Genomic DNA, 21,557 nt, shown 5'->3' on the forward strand with positions numbered 1-21,557 from the left:
CGAGGCATGCGGCTGGGTCGATTGCGCAGGATGGGCCGTCGCGGAGTGATCGCGCTGCTCGTCGTACTCCTGGCCGTCGTGGGCACCGGCGCGTGGCTGCTGACCCGGCCCTCCGGTGCCGCTGCCGCGCAGACGGTGACCTCGACCGTGGCTGCCGGGACCTACCAGCAGAACGTCGCAGCGACCGGCGCGCTCGAGCCCACGCGGGAGGCCGACCTCGACTTCGCGGTGAGCGGCCGGGTCACCCACGTGTACGTCGCAGTCGGTGACAAGGTCGTCAAGGGCGACCGGCTCGCCACTCTCGACACCAGCTCGCTGGACGCCGCGCTGACCTCGGCGCAGGCCCAGCTCGACGCCGCCGAGGCGCAGTACGACGACGACGTGGATGCCGACGCATCCTCCACGCAGCTCTCCTCCGACAGCGCGGCGGTCGCCGCCGCCAGGTCGGCCCTCAGCCAGGCCCAGGACGACCTCGACTCCGCCACCCTGAGCGCCTCGATGACCGGCACCGTCGCCTCGGTCGACCTGACGGTCGGCGAACAGGTCAGCGGGTCGTCCTCGTCCTCCTCGCCGAGCTCGGACGGGTCCGACGGAGCGAATGGCGCCACCGCGCCCGATGCGAGCTCGGACAGCTCCACCACCAGCCAGGTGGTGATCGTCTCGCCGCGGCACTTCAAGGTGGTGGCCGACGTCGCCGCCGACGACATCGCCTCGGTGAAGAAGGGGATGCAGGCCCAGGTCACGCCCAGCGGCGCGGCCTCCCCGGTCTACGGCACCGTCACCGACGTCGGCCTGGTCGCGGAGGCGAGCTCGTCCGGGGCGGCGACCTTCCCGGTCACCGTCACCGTCACCGGCGCCCAGGCCGAGCTGTACGCCGGAACGTCGGCCACCGTCTCGATCATCACCAAGCAGGTGAGCAACGTGCTCGCCGTACCCAGCCAGGCGCTGCACACCTCCGGCACCTCGACGTACGTCGAGAAGCTGGTCGGCGGCAAGCAGGTGCGTACGCCGGTCGAGGTCGGCGAAACCTACGGCAGCAACACCGAGATCACCTCGGGACTGAAGGCGGGCGACAAGGTCGTCCTGGTCACGCTGAAGCTGCCCACCGGCAACGGCAACACCGGGAACCGGTTCCCTGACGGCGGCGAGGGCAACTTCCCGGGAGGCGGCGCGGGACCACCGGCGGGCAAGTTCCAGGGTCCTGACGGCGCCACGGTGGAGGTCGGCCCGTGAGCCTGATCGAGCTCGCCGGCGTACGCAAGACCTACGACACCGGGCAGATCCAGGTCGATGCGCTGCGCGGGGTGGACGCCCGCATCGAGGAGGGGGAGTACGTCGCCGTCACCGGACCGAGCGGGTCGGGCAAGTCCACGCTGATGCACATCCTGGGCTGCCTCGACGTACCCACCAGCGGCAGCTACCACCTCGCCGGCGAAGACGTCTCCCTGCTCAGCGAGGCCCGTCTGGCCGAGGTCCGCAACCGGCGGATCGGCTTCGTCTTCCAGCAGTTCAACCTGCTGCCCAGCCTCAAGGCATGGCGCAACGTCGAGCTGCCGCTGCTGTACGCCGGCGTGCCGCGCCAGGTCCGCAGGGAGCGGGCACTGGCCGCGCTCGACAAGGTCGGCCTCGGTGATCGCGCCGAGCACCGGCCGGGGGAGCTCTCCGGCGGCCAGCAGCAGCGCGTCGCGGTCGCCCGGGCACTGGTCACCGACCCCGCGATGATCCTGGCCGACGAGCCGACCGGCAACCTGGACTCCGCCTCGACCCACGAGGTGCTCGGGCTGCTCGACGAGCTCTCCGCGCTCGGACGCACCATCGTGCTGATCACCCACGAGCACGACGTGGCCGAGCGTGCCGGGCGCACCATCGCGGTGCGGGACGGCGAGATCACCACATGACCTGGATGGAGACCCTGCGGACCGGCTGGTCGGCGATCGCCTCGCACCGGCTGCGGTCGGCGTTGACCATGCTCGGCATCATCATCGGCGTCTCGTCGGTGATCCTCACCGTCGGGCTCGGGCAGGGCGCGCAGGACAAGGTGCGTGACCAGATCAACGCGCTCGGCAGCAACCTGCTCGTGGTCTCCCCGGGCAGCAGCACCTCGTCGACCGGGCTGCGCGGCGGCTTCGGCAGTGCCTCGACCCTGACCCTCCAGGACGCCGCCTCGATCGCCGACCGCACCGTCGCGCCCGAGGTGGCGCGGGTCGCGCCCACCACCGGGTCGTCGGCCTCCCTCGTGGCGGGGACGACCAACTGGACCACCCAGCTCGCGGGCACCACGCCGGCCTGGCTGGAGGTCCGCTCCCGCACCCTGCAGAGCGGACGGTTCTTCACCCAGGACGAGGTCGACCGGCGCGCTCGAGTGGTGGTGCTCGGCGCCGACACCGCCTCCGAGCTGTTCGGCGGCCGCAGCGCGGTCGGGGAGACGGTCACCACCCAGGGCACCAGCCTGACCGTGATCGGCGTGCTGGCCTCGTCGGGCTCCTCGTCGGAGGGCGACTCGTCGCAGGACGACACCGCCGTCCTCCCGATCAGCACCGCCCAGCAGCTCACCGGTGCGACGAGCGACGCGGTCTCGACGATCTACGTCGAGGGCCGCGACGAGGCGACCCTCGGTGCGGCGTACGCCGAGATCACCAGCCTGTTGCTGAACCTGCACGACGTGTCCTCGACCGAGGCCGACTTCACCGTGACCAGCCAGAAGTCGCTGCTCGAGACCGCCAACTCCACCAACCGCACCCTGACCGTGCTGCTCGGCGGGATTGCCGCGATCTCGTTGCTGGTGGGCGGGATCGGCGTCATGAACATCATGCTGGTCTCGGTCACCGAACGGGTCCGTGAGATCGGCCTGCGCAAGGCGCTCGGTGCCACACCGGCATTGATCCGCCGCCAGTTCCTGGTCGAGGCGTCACTGCTCGGGCTGGCGGGCGGCCTGATCGGCGTACTGATCGGGGCCGTGGGCGCGCAGTTCCTCCCCGAGCTGATCAACCAGCCGGTCTCGCTGTCCGCCCTCGCGACGGCGGCGGCGATCGGCACCTCCCTCGTGCTCGGCATCGGCTTCGGGGTCTACCCCGCGAGCCGGGCCGCGCGCCTGACTCCCATCGACGCACTCCGCAGCGAATGACCCAAGGAGCACCATGAAGAAGACCCTTCCCCTCGCCGTCGTCTGCGTCGCCCTCGGGCTCGCCGTCTCTGCCTGCGGCTCCGGGCAGGACGGCCCGGGCGACAAGCCCGCCGCGGTCACCAAGCAGAACGGTGACGGGGGTGCGGCCGGCGGTGGACCCGGTGGCGGTGGTCCGGGCGGGTCCGGCATGGTGGCGGCCGTCTCGGGTTCCACCGCGCAGGTCCAGGGACCGGAGGGCCAGGTCGCGGTCAGCTGGAACGCGAGGACGACGTTCACCCGACAGGTCTCCGCCGCCGCCGAGGACCTGAAGGTCGGCGATTGCGTGATGGCCATGCCGTCCAGCCCTTCCTCGGACGACACCTCCACGGTCGCGGCCGCGACCGTGCGGATCAGCAAGGCCGTCGGCGGCTCGTGCACCAACGGCTTCGTCGATCAACGCGGGGGCGGCCCGGGTGATGGCCCCCGGACCGACCAGCAGTCGCCGCCGGAGGGCGCACCCTCGGGAGCTCCTTCTGATGGGGTACGTCGGGGCGGGTTCGGTGCCGTCGGCAAGGTGACCGCCATCAGCGGCACCGGCTTCACGGTCGAGTCGGTGCGACCCGGGTCCGAGGAGACCTCCAGCATCACCGTGACCACGACCGGCACCACCACGTGGCTCACCTCGGCCAAGGCCAACTCCAAGGACGTCAAGGTCGGACACTGCGTCACCAGCGTGGGTCGTCCGGACAGCACCGGCGCGATCACGGCGACGTCGATCGCGGTGAGCCAACCCGTCAACGGTCAGTGCGCCGTGATGTTCGGCGGTCCGGGCACGGATCGCCCGGGTGGGGAGACCCAGAACTCGTGAAGCGGGTGATCGTCCTCGTGGTGCTGCAGGCGGTCGTGATCGGCAGCAGTGGGTACGCCGTCGCCCAGGCCCGCCAGCCCGATGCGGCGTACTCCACCGCGAAGGCGACCCTCGCCGACGTCGAGCGCACCCTCGACCTGTCCGGCACCGTCACGTCGACCGGTCGTCGCGACCTCGCCTTCGGCACCGACGGCACCGTCGCCAAGGTGTGGGTGAAGGCAGGGCAACGGGTGCACCGCGGGCAGGTGCTCGCACGACTCGACACGACGGCACTCGACGCCGCGGTGACCGAGGCCGTGGCGACGCTGGCCCGCGCCAAGGCCCAGCTGGCCAGCGACGAGGATGCCCAGGCCTCGGCCGTGACCGCGGCGGCGGGTCCCTCCGGCGGCGTGAAGAAACCCCAGAAGCCGCCGGCCCCCAAGCCGTCAGCGCCGACTGCCCCCTCGAAGCCCGACCCCGCCCTGCAGCAGGCGCTCGCCCAGCTCGCCGACCAGCAGAAGGCCGTGACCGCAGCCCAGTCGGACACCTCGGCGGCGATCGCTGCGGCCAAGCAGGCCCTGGCCGCCCAGAGCCAGGCCTGCCGGGCAGACGACGACCAAGATCCCGCTGCCTGCGCGTCGGCCCTCGAGGCCGTCCAGGACGCGCAGGACACCGTGGCCGAGAAGCAGGACGCCCTGGAGAGCGCCCTGTCCTCGCTGTCCGAGACGCTGACCCGGGCCATCGCCTCGGTCACCAAGGCCAGCCAGTCGGGCGGTCAGGGCCAGGTCACCTCCTCGGGCCAGACCCAGGGTGCTCCGGCTGCGATGACAGCGACGGTCTCGCCGAGCTCGTCGGACAGCAGTGGCCAGAACGGCGGGACCGTGACCGCGGCCCGGCTGGCCCAGGACCAGGCCGACATCGACACTGCCGATGCGCGTCTCGACGAGGCCAGGGCGTCACGGCGGCTGGCGGTGCTGCGGGCGCCGTACGCCGGCCGGCTGCTCCAGGTCGACCTCGCCCGCGGCGACCAGGTGTCGACCTCCGACACCGCGGCGGTGATCGTCGGCCGGGGCGTCACCACCGTGACCACCTCGGTGAGCAGCACCCAGGTCCGCGGCGTACGCCGGGGGCAGTCCGTCACGGTCACGCCTGCCGGTTGGGCCACCTCCCTGCGTGGGACGGTGAGCGCCATCGGTCTGCTGCCGGACAGCTCGGGCGACTTCCCGGTGACCGTCACCGTGCAGTCCGGACGCACGGTCGCCGAGGGCAGCACTGCCTCGGTGTCGATCGTGACCGGCGTCGCGCGCCACGCCGTGACCGTGCCGACCTCGGCGATCAGCCGCACCGGCGCCCGCGCTGTCGTGCGCGTGCTGGCCCACGGCAGCGTCTCCCGCACGGTGGTGACCGTCGGCGTGGTCGGCAAGCGCCGGGTCAGCATCAGCCAGGGCCTGAAGGCGGGCGCGACGGTGGTGCTGGCCGACCTCGACGCCGCGGTGCCGAGCAGCACCACGAACAACAACCAGCCCCAGTTCCGCAACAGCGACATCGGCGGCGGGCCGGCCACGTTCGTCAAGCCCTAGGGTGTGACTCCGTGGAAGACCAGGGCCTGGTAGGGGTCGACCGGGTCGCCGCCGCCCGGGCGGACCTCGAGGTGGACGTGCGGTCCGGTGGTGTTGCCGGTGCTGCCGACGTTGCCGATCTGCTGGCCGCCGATGACCTGGTCGCCGACCTGCACGCCGATGGCGCTCTGGTGGGCGTACCAGAGCTCGGTGCCGTCGGGCAGGGTCTCGACGGTGCGGTTGCCGTAGGAGCCGGCGTAACCGGTCTCGGTGATGACGCCGTTGGCGACGGCGAAGATGGGCGTGCCCGAGGGGGCGGCGAAGTCGAGACCGGTGTGGTTGCTCGACCAGAGCCCGCCAGCCATGCCGAAGCGTGCGGTCAGGTGGTAGCCCTCGGTCGGCAGGTGCCACTGGTTCTTGGCGATCTGGCCGGCGCGGGCCTCGGCCGCCTTGCCCAGGGACTTCAGCTCGGCGTTGCGCTCGGCCGCCTGCTCCTCGGCTGCCTTCTGCAGCTTGGCGTCGGCGGCGTCCTGCAGGGCCTCCCGCTCGGAGTCACGGCTCAGCGCGCGGGCACGGGGGCCGCCGGTGTAGCCGACCGCGTCGGTGCCCGAGAGCTCCCGACCCTGGGAGGACAGGGCGATGGCGCTGTCGGCCGACTGCTGGGGGCCGACCGTGATCGCTCCGGCACCGGCCACGACCAGGGCCACGAGCCCGGCGACGGTCGGCAACGAGGGGAGTCGTCGGGAGCGGCTGCGGCCCGGCTTCACGGCTCGGCGGCGGCCGGCTCCGGGCATGGCAACGGGGGTTCCACCAGCCGCAGGGCGCTGCCTGCTGCGATGGTTCGCTCGATGCTGAGCCACGGGCAATCCTGTCGTTCCTTGGGCACGGGGGGCGACCCGTCACGATAACGGCAAGGTCACGCCCCGGGAAATTCAGGGTTTCTCTGCTGTGGATCAACGACGGAGCACGCCGGAGGCGACGGCGGCGTGACGTGGTGGGTGTCACTGTGCTCGCCGTCGCGCGCGCGGCGTACCCGATAACCTGCAGCCATGTTGCGCATCGTGGTGGCCAAGCCGGGACTCGACGGCCATGACCGGGGCGCCAAGGTCGTGGCACGGGCCTTGCGCGACGCCGGCCACGAGGTCATCTACACCGGCCTGCACCAGACGCCCGAGCAGATCGTCGAGACCGCCATCCAGGAGGACGCCGACGCCGTCGGCCTGTCGGTGCTCTCGGGCGCGCACATGACGCTGTTCCGCAAGCTGATCGACCTGCTGGCCGAGCGCGACGCCAGCGACATCGTCGTCTTCGGCGGCGGCATCGTCCCCGAGGAGGACGTCGCCCCGCTGGAGGAGATGGGGGTGGCGAAGATCTTCACCCCCGGCGCGACCACCACCGAGATCACCGGATGGGTCGCCGAGCACTTCTCCGAGCAGGACGCCTAGCTCACTCGCGGGCTACTGGCCGGGCTACTGGAAGGTGAGCTGGCCGACGACCGGCAGGCCGAGTGTGCTGCCCGAGTCGGGCCCGCTCATCACCGCGACCGGCTGCACCAGCGTGTTCCCGGCGTACGCCGCGTCGCTGGCCGCGATGGCCACCTGGATGCGGTGACCGGTGGCGAACCGGTGCACGATGCCCGGCAGCCGCACCGTCACCAGCTTGTTGGTGTCCGCGACGCGCATCGGGGCGATCAGGCGGTTCTTGAGCACCTTCGAGCCGTCGGGCGCGATGTCGTAGATCTTCGCGAACAGCACCAGCTGGCCGGAGGGTCCGCCGATCTGGGTGTAGCCGGCGGTCGGCGTGCTCAGCTTCAGCGTCACCTTGGGCGAGCCGACGACGTCGGCCGGCGCCGACAGCGGGTCGGTCGTGAACGAGACGAAGGTGCCCGGCGCGTCGCTCGGCGGCAGGTTGACCTGGCTGCCCTCGACACCGGAGGTTTCGGAGTACGACGTCGGCGCACCCGGCGCGTTGGCGTAGGACGCCGAGGAGGCAACGGCGGCGGACCTCGTCGGGGTCAGCTCGTGGCCGCCGGTGAAGTACAGCGTGTGGTTGGGGTCCCAGGAGACCGTGCTGCTCCTGGCGTACGCCGCCCCGACGGCGGTGCCGGCCTTGGCCGCGGAGGTGTCGTACTTCACCCAGTCGCGGTAGTACTCGAAGTTCGGGCCGGTGCTGGCGCTGCTGACGCCCTTGACGTAGTGGTTCATCCAGTCCAGCAGCCGGTTGCCGAGGTAGCTGTCGCGCAGCGACTTCGCGCCGAAGTCGAGCTCACCGGGGACCGGCGTGGAGTCCGAGTGGCCCCACGACTGCCAGATCATCTTGACCGGCGTCTGCTGCGCCTGGAGCGATCGGTAGGTGGCGACCGCCTCGTTGAGGTTGAACAGCGTGTCCTTCTGGCCCTGCACCAGCAGGGTGGGGATCTTGATCCGCTTCACATAGCTCGCCACCGACGCGTGCTTGGCGAGCGCGACGGTGCCGGCGTCGGGGTAGCCCTGCGTGTTCAGCGCGATCGCGCCGATGCAGGCCTGGTCCACGAAGTTGGGGCAGACCCGGAGCGTCTCGGGGTCCTGGTTGGCGGTCTGGACGCCGCTGACGATGCCGTCGCCGAAGAAGAGGTCGACCCACTCCTTCTTGGCCACGTTGCCCGGCGCCAGCGAGTAGGTCAGGTCGTTCCAGGTGATGATCGGGATGATCGTGTCGACGCGGGGGTCCTGCTCGGCCACGGCGTACTGGATCTGGCCGCCGTAGGAGCCGCCGATCATGCCCAGCCGCGGGTCGCCGGGCTTCTGCAGCGAGATGTTGCGCAGGAAGTGCGGGGTGCTCGAGCCCTCGGTCAGGTAGGGGCGGGTGCCGGCGAAGACGTCGACCATCCCCTTGCCGGCCTTCCCGTCCCAGTCGGGGTCGTCCATCGTGATCTTGCAGTTGGTGTGGCCGAAGCCCAGGCCGGAGTAGCTGATCACGGCGTACCCCTGCTGCACGAAGCCCTTGCCGATCGCCGACTGGTTGCCGTCGGCCTTGTTGCCGCCGAATCCGTTGGTGGTCAGGATCGCCGGCACCTTGTGGGTCGCGCTGGCACCGTCGGGCAGGTACAGGTCGGCGTCGACCCGGCAGCTCTGCTCATCGGCAGGTCCCACCTTCACGTCGACGGTGATGGCCTGGACGCTGTAGCCGGGGGTGTCGTCGGTCGCGGCCGCGGCATGCGTGCCGGAGGTCAGGGCGAGGCCGGCGGCTCCGACGACGACCGCCGCCAGCACGGTGGTGAGGTTCTTGGGCATGCCGCGTCAACGAGCCACCTGTGTCGGTGGTCACGCGACGGGTCTCAGGCGTGGACGCGGACGAACCCGGCGACCAGGCGCGCGAACTCCTCGGGGTGGGTTCGCGGCCACCAGTGGCCGGCCTCGACCTCGACGCGCGTCAGGTCGCGGCAGCGCGCTTCCAACCCCTCGTAGCTGCGGGTCGTCACGTAGGCGTCCTGGGTGGCCACGAGAGCCTGTACTGGGATCGACGTGCGCCAGGGGTGCGGGTGGCGCAGACGGGGCAGGATGTTGGCGCGGTAGAGGTCGATGCTGTGCACCGCGTTGTCGCGCAGGTCGTCCTCCCAGGGCAGGCCGCGCGCGTGGGTGAGCAGCCGCTCGGGCAGCCAGGGGACCTGGAAGGCCCAGACGTACCAGCTGTGCAGGAACTGCGGCAGCATCCGCAGGCGACCTCGCCACGAGGAGGACAGGCTGGCGAGGTGGTCGAGCGAGGGGCCGCTGGCCGAGGAGTACGACGCGATCCGGCCCTCCAGCCGCGGGTCCCAGGTCTCGGCCGCGATCACGTCCCAGCCGGCGATCGAGCCCCAGTCGTGTGCCACGAGGTGGACCTGTGCGCCGGTGGGGAGGGTGGCGTCGAGGACGGCGATGAGGTCCTCGACCAGCAGCGAGGTGCGGTACGACGAGCGGCCGCTCGGCCTGCTGGACCGGCCCGAGCCGCGCACGTCGTAGGTGATCACGTGCCACTCCGGGGGCAGCGACGCGGCGACCGGCTCCCACATCCGCTGGTCGTCGGGGAACCCGTGCACGAGGAGCAGGTGGACATCGGCGTCGCGGTCGCCGTACTCGGTGACGTGGAGGGTGACCGGGGGAGTGACGAGCGGCGTGACCTGCGTCTCTTCGCGTTTCACGGACGCACCCTACGTTCCCCCACCCCCGGAGCCGGGACTAAGGTCGGCTGGGGGTCAACCCCCTCCCCGACGTTGAAGGAGCCATCGAACCGTGGACCTGATGGAGTACCAAGCCAAGGAGCTCTTCGCCAAGCACGGCGTGACCGTGACGCTCGGCAAGACCGTCGAGACCGCCGAGGAGGCGAGGGCCGCCGCCGAGGAGATCGGTGGCGTCACCGTGGTCAAGGCACAGGTCAAGGCCGGTGGCCGCGGCAAGGCCGGTGGCGTCAAGATCGCCAAGACGGCCGACGAGGCCTTCGAGCACGCCGGCAACATCCTGGGCATGGAGATCAAGGGCCTCACCGTCAAGCGCGTGCTGGTCGTGCCGGCGACGCCGCCGGTGGAGGAGTACTACTTCTCCTTCCTGCTCGACCGCTCCAACCGCTCCTACCTCTGCATCGCGTCCGTCGAGGGCGGCGTCGAGATCGAGGAGGTCGCCAAGACCAATCCCGACGCGGTCAAGAAGATCGCCGTCAACGCGCTCGAGGGCGTCGACGAGGCCAAGGCGACCGCGATCGTCGAGGAGGCCGGGTTCCCGGCCGAGCTCAAGGACCAGGCGGTCGAGATGGTGCAGGCGCTGTGGAAGGTCTTCGTCGAGGAGGACGCCACGCTCGTCGAGGTGAACCCGCTCGCCCGGCTCGAGGGCGACAAGCTGGAGGCCCTCGACGGCAAGGTCTCCCTCGACGAGAACGCCGAGTTCCGCCACGAGGACCACGCGCAGTTCGAGGACAAGGACGCGGCCGACCCGCTGGAGGCCAAGGCCAAGGCCAAGGGCCTCAACTACGTCAAGCTCGACGGCTCCGTCGGCATCATCGGCAACGGCGCCGGGCTGGTCATGTCGACCCTCGACGTCGTCGCGTACGCCGGCGAGAAGCACGGCGGCGTGACCCCGGCCAACTTCCTCGACATCGGTGGCGGTGCCAACGCGGAGGTGATGGCCAACGGGCTCGACGTGATCCTCAACGACGAGCAGGTCAAGTCGGTCTTCGTGAACGTCTTCGGCGGCATCACCGCCTGTGACGAGGTCGCCAACGGCATCGTCGGAGCGCTGGACATCCTCGGCGACGAGGCGACCAAGCCGCTCGTCGTACGCCTCGACGGGAACAACGTGGCGGAGGGCCGTCGGATCCTCGACGAGGCCAATCACCCCCTCGTGACGCTGGTGGACACCATGGACGGCGCGGCCGACAAGGCCGCCGAGCTGGCGAACGCCTGAGACGGAGAGAAGAACATGTCGATCTACCTCAACAAGGACTCCAAGATCATCGTCCAGGGCATGACCGGTGGGATGGGCTCCAAGCACACCACCCTCATGGTCGAGGCCGGCTCCAACATCGTCGGTGGCGTCAACGCCCGCAAGGCCGGCACCTCCGTCGAGCTCGGCGGCAAGGACCTGCCGGTCTTCGGCAGCGTCGAGGAGGCGATGAAGGAGACCGGCGCTGACGTGTCGGTCGTCTTCGTCCCCCCGGCGTTCACCAAGGACGCGTGCATCGAGGCCATCGACGCCGGCATCGGCCTGCTGGTCGTGATCACCGAGGGCGTGCCCGTGCAGGACAGCGCCGAGGTCTGGGCCTACCTGGACGGCAAGGCGACCCGGATGATCGGCCCCAACTGTCCCGGCATCATCACGCCGGAGGAGTCGCTGGCCGGCATCACGCCGCACACCATCGCCGGCAAGGGCCCGATCGGGCTGGTCTCCAAGTCGGGCACGCTGACCTACCAGATGATGTTCGAGCTGAAGGACTACGGCTTCACGACCGCCATCGGCATCGGCGGCGACCCGGTCATCGGCACCTCCCACATCGACGCCCTCGAGGCCTTCGAGAAGGACCCCGACACCAAGGCGATCGTGATGATCGGCGAGATCGGCGGCGACGCCGAGGAGCGCGCTGCCGACTACATCAAGGACCACGTGACCAAGCCCGTCGTCGGCTACGTCGCCGGCTTCACCGCCCCCGAGGGCAAGACCATGGGCCACGCCGGCGCCATCGTCTCCGGCTCCTCGGGCACCGCCGCGGCCAAGAAGGAAGCCCTCGAGGCGGTCGGGGTCAAGGTCGGCAAGACGCCCTCGGAGACCGCCCAGCTGATGCGGGAGATCCTCGAGAAGCTGTGACGGTTTGGCCGGGCGACCGGCCAAGATGTCACTGGAGGGGTGATGTTTCACCCCTCCACTGGAGGTTTGGCCGGGCACCCGGCCAAACCGCAGCGCCCTGTGACTACGTGACCGCGTTCCTCTCCGCGTACGCCGGATCGCGATGCTCCTCGGCCGCCATCACCTGCTCGAGGCGATCCACTGCGGTGCGTACGTCGTCGAGGGTGTTGTAGAGGGGGGCGAAGCCGAAGCGGGCGATGTCGGGGTCGCGGAAGTCGCCGATGACCTCGCGCGCGATCAGGGCCTGGACGACGCCGTACGCCTGCTCGTGCCGGAGGGAGACCTGGCTGCCGCGACGGGAGTGCTCGCGCGGCGTCACGATCTCGAAGACACCTGGCAGGCGCTCCTCGACCAGCGCGATGAACAGGTCGGTCAGCGCGAGCGAGTGCTCCCGCAAGGAGTCGACCGAGACCCCGTCGAACGCTGCCAGCGAGGCCTCGAGCGCCGAGAGCGCGAGCACCGGCGGCGTGCCCGAGCCGAACGCCCGGATGCCAGGGGTGGGTTCGTAGTCGCGTGCCATCGCGAACGGAGACTGGTGTCCCATCCAGCCGGTGATCGGCTGGCGGGCGGCGGCCTGGTGCTCGGGGGCGACCCACAGGAAGGCGGGGGAGCCGGGGCCGCCGTTGAGGTACTTGTAGGTGCAGCCCACCGCCAGGTCGGCGCCGGCCCCGGTCAGGTCGACAGGCACCGCGCCCGCCGAGTGGCACAGGTCCCACTGCACCAGCGCGCCCCGCTCGTGGGCCCCGGCCGTGATGGCGGCCATGTCGAACATGGCGCCGGTCCGGAAGTCGACGTGGGTCAGGTTGAGCAGGGCGACGTCCTCGTCGACCGCGGCCAGTGGGTCGGCAGGGTCGCACCAGCGCAGCTCGAGGCCCATCAGGTCCGCGACGCCGGCGATGATGTAGCCGTCGGTCGGGAAGGTGCTCGGCTCCACCACCAGCACGTGCCGGTCCGGCCGCAGCCGCGCCGCGGCCACCGTCGTCTTGAACAGGCTGACGCTGGTGCTGTCCCCGAGGTGTACGTCGTCGGGGGAGACGCCGACCAGCGGTGCGATCTTGCCGGCGATCCGCTGGCTCAGCTCCATCCACTTCGCGTCGTTCCACGACCGGATCAGTCCCGCACCCCACTCCCGGCGTAGGACGTCGTCCAACCGCTCGGCGACCCCGGAGGGGAGCGCACCCAGCGAGTTCCCGTCGAGGTAGACCAGCCCCTCGGTCAGCTCGAACCCGCTCACCGGAGACTCACCGGACACTCACTGGACACTCACTGGGTGCTCGCCGGGAGCTCGAAGAGCCGGTCGCGGGCTCGGGTGATGAGGGCCTGGAAGGTGTCCTCGTCGACGTCGTTGTCGCCGGACGGTGTGAAGTTCACCTGCGCAACGTAACGCCCCACCCGAGCCACGCCCATCCAGAAGCCCACCGAGGTCTTCTCGTTGATCTCGCTGTCGAGCCGCCACATGGCGTACTCCGAGCCGCGGTAGCCACGGGGTTGCAGCACCTGGCTGCTCACCTTGGCCCCCAGGTCCTTCTTCTCGCAGAGCTCCATGGCCGCCGTGATGCTGCGCACCAGCCCGTGTGCCCTGGCGGTCGAGGCGAACGGCCCGACGGTCTCGGCGATACCGAACCGCTTGGCCAGCCGGGCCTCCGGGATCAGGAAGGTGCGCGTGGCCGCGCGGGGAGCCCCGGCGCGCACGAAGTCGGCCTTGTCGCAGGTGGTGGCGGCGATGTTGGGTCGCGCCGGCACCGGCTGGGTGCCGACCCACGGCAGGTTGATCCGGCCGATCACCGGGAGGTCGGCCGCTGCCAGGGTCCCGGGGGTCTCGCCCGACCGCGGCGGCAGCACCGGTGCGGCCCGGACCGCCGTCGGGCACGGGCCCGACGGGTCGGAGGAGCAGACGTTGCGGACGGCGTCGGTCAGGGTGGTCACGGCGCGGTCGACGGCGACCGGCCGGCCCCCGAGGGTCTCGGAGACCGTCGAGACGGTGAGGGAGCCGGTACGGGCCAGTCCGACGACGTAGGTGCGGCGTACGGCGTTGGGGATGCGCAGCTTGAGCATCTGCGCCTCGTCACCGAGACCGTTGACCCGGTAGGCGCCCAGCAGCTGCAGCCGGGCCTGCGTGCACCCGGCGAACCAGCCGAGCGTGGTGCGGTAGGCGCGCTGCGAGGCTCTGGTCGACCGCGAGATCTCGATCGTCTGCACCACTCGGCGGTTGGCGTCGGCACCGTCGGCGGCGAAGGTGCGCACCATCGTGCCCGTGCCGCGCGGGTCGGCGAAGCGCGTCGTCTGGCACACCGAGTTGATTCCGCTGCCAGTGGTGTTGTCGGAGGTCGCCAGCTCCCGCCAGCTGTCACCGGGGGCGAGCTGCTCGACCTGCGGGAGGCTGAGCATCATCTTCTCGGTCACCGGCCGGGTGTCGGCCTGCGTCGTACCCGCCGAGGCAAGGTCCTCCCGCACGCCTCCGTGCACCACGCCTCCGCTCACCACAAACACGCCACCGACGATCGTCAGGCCGACCGCCACCGCGGCCCCACCGACCGTGTGCAGGAGCCGGCGTCGCTGACCGCTCCGGTGGACCACGGCCGGCGCCGGCAGCGCGGCCGCCTCGGCGATCGGTGCCAGCGACTCCATGGCAGCTCCCACCGACTCCGACGCGGCGCCGGTCTCCTGGCAGAACGCATCGGTCGCGACCTGGAGGCGCTCCTCGACCCGAGCAGTGGTCTCGCCGAGCTCGCGGCCGATGTCGGCGGTCGACAGCGCCGCCAGGTGGGCGAGCAGGAGCACCTTGCGCTGCTGGTCGGACAGGTGGTGCAGCGCATCGAGGACGGCCTTCTGGTCCGCGCCGATGCCCTTCTCGCGGTGCCACAGCCGGGCCACGTGCCGACGCTGGGCCATCGCCCACGCGCGCGGGCGGACCCACTCCTCCGGGTCCGGGAGCCGACCCACCTTCTGCCAGTGGTGCCTGGCCGCGACGTAGGCGTCACCGACGGCGCTGCGGGCGGCCCCGAGGTCGCCGGTGAGTGCGTAGGCGGACAGCGCCAACCGGCGTCGGGTGGTGAGGTAGAAGTCGTCGAAGTCGGGGACGGCCCCGGGGTCGACTCGGTGGAAAAGTCTGGGCATACGGGCCCGAGGCTACCCGCGTGCCTCACAGGACTCCCCGCCTTCCTCGGCCAAGATGGGAGGGCGATGACTGATCTGCTGAGCCGCCCTTCCGACACCAGCACGTCGACGCGACCCACGACCACGCGCCTGGGCCGGGTCATCGACGCCCTCCGCGGTCGTCCGCCGGGCGGGACCGGCAGTGACGAGCCGGAGGGCCGTCCGCTCACCGTCTCGGCTGCCCTCGCGGCGCTGGCAGCGGCCGCCACGACGATGGTGACCTTCATGGCGGTGGCCGTGATCGGCTGGTTCCTCGCCGACGCGGGGGCTCACGGCCAGACCACCGATGCCCTGCGGGTGGGGGCCGACGCGTGGCTGGTCGGCAACGGTTCCGGGTTCAGCGTCCGGGGCGCACCGCTCGGGATCGTGCCGCTCACCCTGACCGGACTCATCTTCTTCGTCGTCTACCGCTACGGCCGCTGGGCGGCGACGACCTCGCAGGAGGTCGACGACGACCGCACGCTCGGGCTGGCCGCCGTCATCTTCACCGGTCTCTATGTCGTGGTCGCGGTGATCACCTGCGTGGTCGTCGGCGGTGACGGCACCGGTCCCGGCCTCGGCCGGGCCATCCTGGGCTCGATGCTCATCGCCGGTGTCGCGGGCACGCTCGGCATGGCCGCCGGCACCGGCCTCCTCTCGGTCGCGGTCGCCCGCGTGCCGGGCTGGATCCGCTCGGTGGCGTACGGCGCTGCGGCGTCCTTCTTGCTGCTCCTCGTCGCCTCGGCGGTCCTCGTCGCGGTGATGGTGATGCTCGGCCTCAACCAGGCCGCCTCGATGATGTCGGGCCTGCACCTCTCGCCCGGCGACTACGTGATGTACACCGTCGCGACCATCGCCGTGGCGCCCAACGCGGTCCTGCTCGGTGGGGCCTACCTCCTCGGACCCGGCTTCGCGGTCGGCACCGGCACCGCCGTCTCACCCTCGGTGGTCTCGCTCGGCCCGATGCCTGCCTTCCCGCTGCTCGCCGGGCTGCCGGACGCCGGACCGACGCCCGAGTGGACGATCGCCTTCCTGGCCGTCCCGGTCCTCGTGGCGATCGTCGGCTCGGTGCTCGCCCAGCGCGCCTACGGCGTCACGGCCTACGACTCCGCCGCCCTGCGCGGCTTCGGCTGCGGCTTCGGCGCCGCCCTGATCAGCGCCCTCGCGATCGCCCTCGCCGGCGGTCCGATGGGCACCGGCCGGATGGCCGACATCGGCGCCCCGTTCGGGGAGGTGCTGGTCTCCGCCGTGGCCGCGATGAGCCTCGGTGGCCTGGTCGCCGGGGTGGTCACCGCCTGGTGGCAGCGGCGCTCGGCTTCCTAGATAGCCTGTCCGGGTGCCCGCTGGTTCCGACTGCCGACTCGTCGTGCTCGTCTCCGGTGGCGGCACCAACCTCCAGGCCCTGCTCGACGCCAGCGCCGACCCGTCGTACGGCGCCACCGTGGTCGCCGTCGGCGCCGACCGCGACGACATCGAGGGCCTGGCCCGGGCCGAGCGGGCCGGGGTACCGACCTTCGTGCGCAAGGTGGACCAGTTCACCAGCCGCGGCCACTGGGACAGCACCCTCACCGACACGGTCGCGGCCTTCGAGCCCGACCTCGTCGTGCTGGCCGGCTTCATGAAGCTGGTCGGGCCGGAGTTCCTGGGCAGGTTCGCCGGTCGCGTGGTCAACACCCACCCGGCGCTGTGCCCGTCGTTCCCAGGTACCTCGGGCCCGGCGGACGCCCTCGCCTACGGTGTGAAGGTCACCGGCGCCACCCTGTTCGTCGTCGACGAGGGGGTCGACACCGGACCGATCATCGCGCAGACCGTCGTACCCGTGCAGGATGACGACGACGTCGCGTCACTGCACGAACGGATCAAGGTCGCCGAGCGGCAGATGCTCGTCGACACCGTGGGCCGGATCGCCCGCGACGGCTTCACCATCAACGACAGGAAGGTGCGGATCGGATGACCGAGCCGACCAGCTCTCTGGACCCCCATGCTGGCCAACGCCGTGCGCTGAAGCGCGCGCTGGTCAGCGTCTACGACAAGTCCGGCCTCGAGGAGCTGGTCCGCGGCCTGCACGACGCCGGGGTGGAGCTGGTCTCCACGGGCGGGTCGGCGAAGCTGATCGCCGACCTCGGCCTGCCGGTCACGAAGGTCGAGGACCTCACCGGCTTCCCGGAGTGCCTCGACGGTCGCGTCAAGACGCTGCACCCGAAGGTGCACGCCGGCATCCTGGCCGACCGCCGGCTGCCGACCCACGTGGCACAGCTCGAGGAGCTCGGCGTCGAGCCGTTCGACCTGGTCGTCTCCAACCTCTACCCGTTCACCCAGACGGTGATGTCAGGTGCCTCGCCCGACGAGTGCGTCGAGCAGATCGACATCGGTGGTCCGTCGATGGTGCGTGCGGCAGCCAAGAACCACCCGTCCGTCGCGATCGTCACCTCGCCCGAGCGGTACGCCGACGTGCTGGCCGCCCTCGCCGACGGCGGCTTCACCCTCGAGCAGCGCAAGGTGCTGGCGGCCGAGGCGTTCGTGCACACCGCGACCTACGACGTCCACGTGGCCAGCTGGATGGGCAACGTGCTCACCGACAGCTCTGAGGGCTCGGGCTTCCCAGCGTGGGTCGGTGCGACCTGGGAGCGCGCGTCGGTGCTGCGCTACGGCGAGAACCCGCACCAGTCGGCGGCCCTCTACCTCGACGGCTTCGGGCCCGACGGGCTGGCGCAGGCACGTCAGCTGCACGGCAAGGAGATGTCCTACAACAACTACGTCGACTCCGACGCAGCCCGGCGAGCGGCGTACGACTTCGATGAGCCGGCGGTCGCGATCATCAAGCACGCCAACCCGTGCGGCATCGCGGTCGGTGCCGACGTGGCCGAGGCCCACCGCAAGGCCCACGAGTGCGACCCGGTGTCGGCGTTCGGCGGCGTGATCGCGGTCAACCGTCCGGTGTCGGTGGAGATGGCCAAGCAGGTCGCCGAGGTGTTCACCGAGGTGGTGGTCGCTCCGGCGTACGAGGACGGCGCGGTCGAGATCCTCCAGGCCAAGAAGAACGTCCGGCTCCTCGAGTGCCAGCCGCTGCAGCGCGGTGGCGCCGAGACCCGGTCGATCTCCGGCGGACTGCTGATGCAGCACCGCGACCTGGTCGACGCCGACGGTGACGACCCGAAGAACTGGACCCTGGCCACCGGTGCGGCCGCCTCCGAGGAGATGCTCGCCGACCTCGCCTTCGCGTGGACGGCCTGCCGCTCGGCCAAGTCCAACGCGATCCTGCTGGCCAGCGACGGCGCCTCGGTCGGCATCGGCATGGGCCAGGTCAACCGGGTCGACTCCTGCAAGCTGGCCGTTGACCGCGCGGGGGACAGGGCGGCAGGATCCGTGGCGGCCTCGGACGCGTTCTTCCCCTTCGAGGACGGCCCGCAGATCCTCATCGACGCCGGGGTGAAGGCGATCGTCCAGCCCGGCGGCTCGGTGCGTGACGAACTGACCATCGAGGCCGCCAAGGCAGCAGGGGTCACGATGTACTTCACCGGGACTCGTCATTTTGCGCACTGATCGTTCTCAAGGGAGGAACTCCGCGTGACTGCACAGATTCTCGACGGGACCGCGACCGCCAAGGCGATCAAGGGCGAGCTCACCGAACGGGTGGCCAAGCTGCGCGAGCAGGGGGTGGTCCCCGGGCTCGGCACCGTGCTCGTGGGCGACGACCCGGGCTCGACGTGGTACGTCAACGGCAAGCACAAGGACTGCGCCGAGGTCGGCATCGAGTCTCTGCGCGAGGACCTTCCGGCCACGTCGACCCAGGAGGAGATCCTGGCCGCCGTACGCCGCCTCAACGACAACCCGGCCTGCACCGGCTACATCGTGCAGCTGCCGCTCCCCAAGGGGATCGACGAGAACGCGATCCTCGGGGAGATCGACCCCACCAAGGACGCCGACGGGCTGCACCCGACCAACCTCGGCTGGCTGGTGCTCGGCAAGGAGGCGCCGCTGCCGTGCACGCCGTACGGCATCGTCGAGCTGCTGCGCCGGCACTCGGTCGAGATCCGCGGCGCCGACGTGACGGTCGTCGGTCGTGGTGTGACCGTCGGCCGCCCGCTGGGACTGCTGCTGACGCGGCGCTCCGAGAACGCGACGGTGACGCTGTGCCACACCGGTACCCGTGATCTCGCCGCCCACGTCCGCGGCGCCGACATCGTGGTCGCGGCGGCAGGCGTGCCCGGCATCATCACCGGCGAGATGGTCAAGCCCGGCGCCGCTGTGCTCGACGTCGGTGTCTCGCGGGTGGACGGGAAGATCGCGGGCGACGTCGACCAGTCGGTCTACGACGTGGCTGGCTGGATCTCCCCGAACCCCGGCGGCGTCGGTCCGATGACCCGCGCCATGCTGCTCTCCAACGTGGTCGCGGCCGCCGAGGCCGGCCTGGGGTCCAGCTCCGGATCCAGCGCGACTGCGTGACCATGCGGGACGAGCCGCGACGGTTTCCCTCGACGCTGGGCGGACTCGTCTACCTGCTCGTGGTCGCGGCCAGTGCCGTCGGGCTGCTCGTCATCGCCTTCGGTCCCTGGCGACGCGGCGTCGACCTGATCGGTGCCGCCCTGCTCGTGGGGGCGCTGATGCGGATCGCGCTGCCCGAGAGCAACGCCGGCATGCTCCGCGTACGCCGCAGCCGCTGGACCGACGCCCTGATGCTGGGTGGTGTCGGCACCGCGCTCATCGTGCTGGCCACCGTGATCCCGAACCAGCCCGGCTAGAGCCTCGCGTCGGGCTGGGCGCCGGGGTGGCGTACGGCGGCGGCGCCGGCGGAGAGCGCCCCCCCGAGAGCCTCCTCGTGGCCCTGGCCCATGGCCAGGCCGGCAGCCAGGGCGCCGCAGAAGGCGTCGCCGGCCCCGGTGGTGTCGACGACCTCCGCGGGCGGCACGCTGACGGCGGAGGCGCGGAGGCCGTTCCAGTCGACGCCGTCGGCCCCGAAGGTCACCAGCAGCGAGGACGGCAGGCCGGAGGACTCGGCGAGCAGCCGCGCCTCGTGCTCGTTGACGACCACGGGATCGGCCAGGGGGAGCACGTCGGCGGGCAGGGCGGCGTACGGCGCCGCGTTGACGACGACCCGGACACCGCGAAGCGCTGCGATCGTGCAGGCGCGGGAGACCGTCGCGAGCGGGATCTCGAGCTGGACGAGCAGGACGTCACCCGGGCCGGCGGCCTCGACGAGCCCCAGCGCCTCGTCACCGACCTGACCGTTGGCACCGGCCGCCACCACGATGGTGTTCTCCCCGGCCTCGTCGACGACGATGAGCGCGGTGCCGGTCGGCTGGTCGGGGAGTACGGCGACCCCCTCGGTCGCGATCCCGAGCCCGCGCAGCCGGTCGACGTACGCACGACCCGCGTCGTCGTCCCCGACCGCCCCGAGCATCAGCACCTCGGCCCCGGCCGCTGCGGCGGCCACCGCCTGGTTGGCGCCCTTGCCGCCGGCGAGGCGTTCGAGCCCCTCCCCGAGGACGGTCTCGCCCGGCTGGGGATGACGGTCGACGTGCGTGACCAGGTCGACGTTGAGCGAGCCGAGCACGAGCACGCGTCCCATCACGGCGCTCCGACGACCGTGTCCAGCCACAGCCGGGAGTAGCGCGCACCGTCCACCTCGAGGGCGACGTCGAGGCTGGCCGGTGCCTGGCCGTGCGGGTCGTGGGCGAGGTTGCCGTCCCAGTCACGCCGGTCGACGATGGTGCGGCCACGGGACCAGGTGCCGGCGAGTTCGACGCGCACCGGCAGGCGTTCGGTGGTCAGACCCTCGGGGTCGACGACGGCGCAGACCGCTCCGGCGTCGCCGATCGTCGCGGAGCCGGCGCCGAACCGCTCGCACTGGAAGGCGATCAGGCGCCCGGCCAGGCCGGCCGGCCCGTCGGCGTGCAGGGCCACCAGGTCGCGCGCCACGTCGAGGGCGACGCGCGGACCGTAGAAGACGTCCAGCCCGTACATCACCGTCTCGATGCCGAGGTCCGCGCAGGCGTCCAACGTGATCGCCGCCGCCTCCGGGTCGTGGAAGACGTTGAACTCGGCCGACGCCGTGGCGTTGCCGACGTGCGCCGCACCACCCATGAACACGATCCGGCGGATGCCACGCGCAACTGCCGGGTAGGTACGCAGCAGCAGGGCGATGTTGGTCAGTGGTGCGAGCGGGACCAGGGTGACGGGTTCTGCGGTCTCGAGGAGTACGTCGCGCAGCAGCTCGATCGCGTGCCGGGGGTCGGGCCGGCGCTCGGATCGCGGCCAGTCGAGATCGCCCATCCCGTCGTCGCCGTGCACATGTCGCGCGTCGGCCCGCTCCTCGAGCAGCGGACGCTCGGCACCGGCGGCGACCAGCACGTCCTCCCGCCCGCAGGCGTCGAGCACCGTCAACGTGTTGCGGACGACGTCGGCCAGCGGGGCGTTGCCGTCCACGCAGGTGACGGCCCGCAGGTCGAGGTCGGGGTGCAGCGCGGCGAACAGGATCGCGCACGCGTCATCGACGCCGGTGTCGACGTCGAGGACGATCGGCGTGCTACTCATCGTTGCCTTTCGTCTCACCGGGTCTCGAC

Annotated in this window: 20 protein-coding genes; 13 read left to right on the top strand and 7 right to left on the bottom strand. The window is 71.4% G+C overall.

Annotated features, from left to right (window positions below):
- Positions 1-6 precede the first annotated feature (6 nt).
- Genes H976_RS24105 through H976_RS0102025 form a run of 5 tightly spaced genes read left to right on the top strand, consistent with a single transcriptional unit; the run spans position 7 to position 5,530 of the window.
- On the top strand, positions 7-1,233 hold the full coding sequence (locus H976_RS24105) for an efflux RND transporter periplasmic adaptor subunit (RefSeq protein ID WP_051275989.1): 1,227 nt from the start codon (positions 7-9) through the stop codon (positions 1,231-1,233).
- Positions 1,230-1,898 carry an ABC transporter ATP-binding protein gene (locus H976_RS24110; RefSeq protein WP_036223949.1) on the top strand — a complete coding sequence of 223 codons (669 nt, stop codon included), beginning with the start codon at positions 1,230-1,232 and terminating at the stop codon, positions 1,896-1,898. Before H976_RS24105 ends, H976_RS24110 begins: the two co-directional genes overlap by 4 nt.
- Positions 1,895-3,124: an ABC transporter permease gene (locus tag H976_RS0102015; RefSeq protein WP_027860157.1), complete on the top strand. Its 1,230-nt coding sequence runs from the start codon at positions 1,895-1,897 to the stop codon at positions 3,122-3,124. Before H976_RS24110 ends, H976_RS0102015 begins: the two co-directional genes overlap by 4 nt.
- A gap of 13 nt (positions 3,125-3,137) precedes the next feature.
- A complete protein-coding gene (locus tag H976_RS30270; RefSeq protein WP_027860158.1) occupies positions 3,138-3,971 on the top strand; it encodes a DUF5666 domain-containing protein in 834 nt (277 codons plus the stop codon).
- Positions 3,968-5,530: an efflux RND transporter periplasmic adaptor subunit gene (locus tag H976_RS0102025; RefSeq protein ID WP_027860159.1), complete on the top strand. Its 1,563-nt coding sequence runs from the start codon at positions 3,968-3,970 to the stop codon at positions 5,528-5,530. Before H976_RS30270 ends, H976_RS0102025 begins: the two co-directional genes overlap by 4 nt.
- Here H976_RS0102025 and H976_RS24115 read toward each other — a convergent pair.
- The gene (locus H976_RS24115; RefSeq protein WP_081682597.1) at positions 5,527-6,303 is read right to left on the bottom strand and encodes a M23 family metallopeptidase; all 777 of its coding nucleotides are present in this window, start codon (positions 6,301-6,303) and stop codon (positions 5,527-5,529) included. The genes H976_RS0102025 and H976_RS24115 overlap by 4 nt on opposite strands.
- A 255-nt stretch (positions 6,304-6,558) precedes the next feature.
- Between H976_RS24115 and H976_RS0102035 the strand changes: the two genes are divergently transcribed.
- Positions 6,559-6,954 carry a cobalamin B12-binding domain-containing protein gene (locus H976_RS0102035; protein ID WP_036223952.1) on the top strand — a complete coding sequence of 132 codons (396 nt, stop codon included), beginning with the start codon at positions 6,559-6,561 and terminating at the stop codon, positions 6,952-6,954.
- Positions 6,955-6,978: 24 nt separating this feature from the next.
- Here H976_RS0102035 and H976_RS0102040 read toward each other — a convergent pair whose 3' ends face one another.
- Together H976_RS0102040 and H976_RS0102045 are read right to left on the bottom strand one after the other, a co-directional pair.
- On the bottom strand, positions 6,979-8,781 hold the full coding sequence (locus H976_RS0102040) for a CocE/NonD family hydrolase (protein ID WP_027860161.1): 1,803 nt from the start codon (positions 8,779-8,781) through the stop codon (positions 6,979-6,981).
- A gap of 44 nt (positions 8,782-8,825) precedes the next feature.
- The gene (locus H976_RS0102045) at positions 8,826-9,668 is read right to left on the bottom strand and encodes an alpha/beta fold hydrolase (RefSeq protein WP_027860162.1); all 843 of its coding nucleotides are present in this window, start codon (positions 9,666-9,668) and stop codon (positions 8,826-8,828) included.
- Between the two features lie 91 nt (positions 9,669-9,759).
- On the opposite strand from H976_RS0102045, the gene sucC reads away from it, so the two are divergent.
- Complete coding sequence (sucC, locus tag H976_RS0102050) at positions 9,760-10,923, top strand: ADP-forming succinate--CoA ligase subunit beta (protein WP_027860163.1); 1,164 nt, start codon at positions 9,760-9,762, stop codon at positions 10,921-10,923.
- Between the two features lie 15 nt (positions 10,924-10,938).
- A complete protein-coding gene (gene sucD, locus H976_RS0102055) occupies positions 10,939-11,820 on the top strand; it encodes a succinate--CoA ligase subunit alpha (protein ID WP_027860164.1) in 882 nt (293 codons plus the stop codon).
- A 103-nt stretch (positions 11,821-11,923) separates the two neighbouring features.
- Here the strand turns inward: sucD and kynU are convergent, their stop codons facing one another.
- A complete protein-coding gene (gene kynU, locus H976_RS24120) occupies positions 11,924-13,111 on the bottom strand; it encodes a kynureninase (protein ID WP_036223955.1) in 1,188 nt (395 codons plus the stop codon).
- 11 nt (positions 13,112-13,122) lie between these two features.
- Positions 13,123-14,976, bottom strand: coding sequence for a sigma factor-like helix-turn-helix DNA-binding protein (locus H976_RS28415; RefSeq protein ID WP_051275992.1), 1,854 nt, complete (start codon positions 14,974-14,976; stop codon positions 13,123-13,125).
- A 66-nt stretch (positions 14,977-15,042) separates the two neighbouring features.
- On the opposite strand from H976_RS28415, the gene H976_RS24130 reads away from it, so the two are divergent.
- From H976_RS24130 to H976_RS0102090, 5 genes are read left to right on the top strand one after another with little or no spacing between them, the layout of a single operon-like run.
- Complete coding sequence (locus H976_RS24130; RefSeq protein ID WP_051275994.1) at positions 15,043-16,317, top strand: DUF6350 family protein; 1,275 nt, start codon at positions 15,043-15,045, stop codon at positions 16,315-16,317.
- Positions 16,318-16,330: 13 nt separating this feature from the next.
- Positions 16,331-16,948 carry a phosphoribosylglycinamide formyltransferase gene (gene purN / locus H976_RS0102075; RefSeq protein WP_027860165.1) on the top strand — a complete coding sequence of 206 codons (618 nt, stop codon included), beginning with the start codon at positions 16,331-16,333 and terminating at the stop codon, positions 16,946-16,948.
- Positions 16,945-18,537, top strand: coding sequence for a bifunctional phosphoribosylaminoimidazolecarboxamide formyltransferase/IMP cyclohydrolase (purH, locus tag H976_RS0102080; RefSeq protein ID WP_051275996.1), 1,593 nt, complete (start codon positions 16,945-16,947; stop codon positions 18,535-18,537). The genes purN and purH overlap by 4 nt, the downstream gene beginning before the upstream one ends.
- Positions 18,538-18,561: 24 nt before the next feature.
- Positions 18,562-19,440, top strand: a complete 879-nt coding sequence (locus tag H976_RS0102085) for a bifunctional methylenetetrahydrofolate dehydrogenase/methenyltetrahydrofolate cyclohydrolase (protein ID WP_027860167.1) — start codon at positions 18,562-18,564, stop codon at positions 19,438-19,440.
- A gap of 2 nt (positions 19,441-19,442) precedes the next feature.
- Positions 19,443-19,736, top strand: a complete 294-nt coding sequence (locus H976_RS0102090) for a DUF3017 domain-containing protein (protein WP_036223960.1) — start codon at positions 19,443-19,445, stop codon at positions 19,734-19,736.
- Here H976_RS0102090 and H976_RS0102095 read toward each other — a convergent pair.
- Both H976_RS0102095 and H976_RS0102100 read right to left on the bottom strand, forming a co-directional pair.
- Positions 19,733-20,563 carry a ribokinase gene (locus tag H976_RS0102095; RefSeq protein WP_027860169.1) on the bottom strand — a complete coding sequence of 277 codons (831 nt, stop codon included), beginning with the start codon at positions 20,561-20,563 and terminating at the stop codon, positions 19,733-19,735. The genes H976_RS0102090 and H976_RS0102095 overlap by 4 nt on opposite strands.
- Positions 20,563-21,528: a nucleoside hydrolase gene (locus H976_RS0102100; RefSeq protein ID WP_036223963.1), complete on the bottom strand. Its 966-nt coding sequence runs from the start codon at positions 21,526-21,528 to the stop codon at positions 20,563-20,565. Before H976_RS0102100 ends, H976_RS0102095 begins: the two co-directional genes overlap by 1 nt.
- Between the last annotated feature and the right edge of the window lie 29 nt (positions 21,529-21,557).

The organism is Marmoricola sp. URHB0036, assembly GCF_000426045.1.
Lineage (GTDB): Bacteria > Actinomycetota > Actinomycetes > Propionibacteriales > Nocardioidaceae > Marmoricola.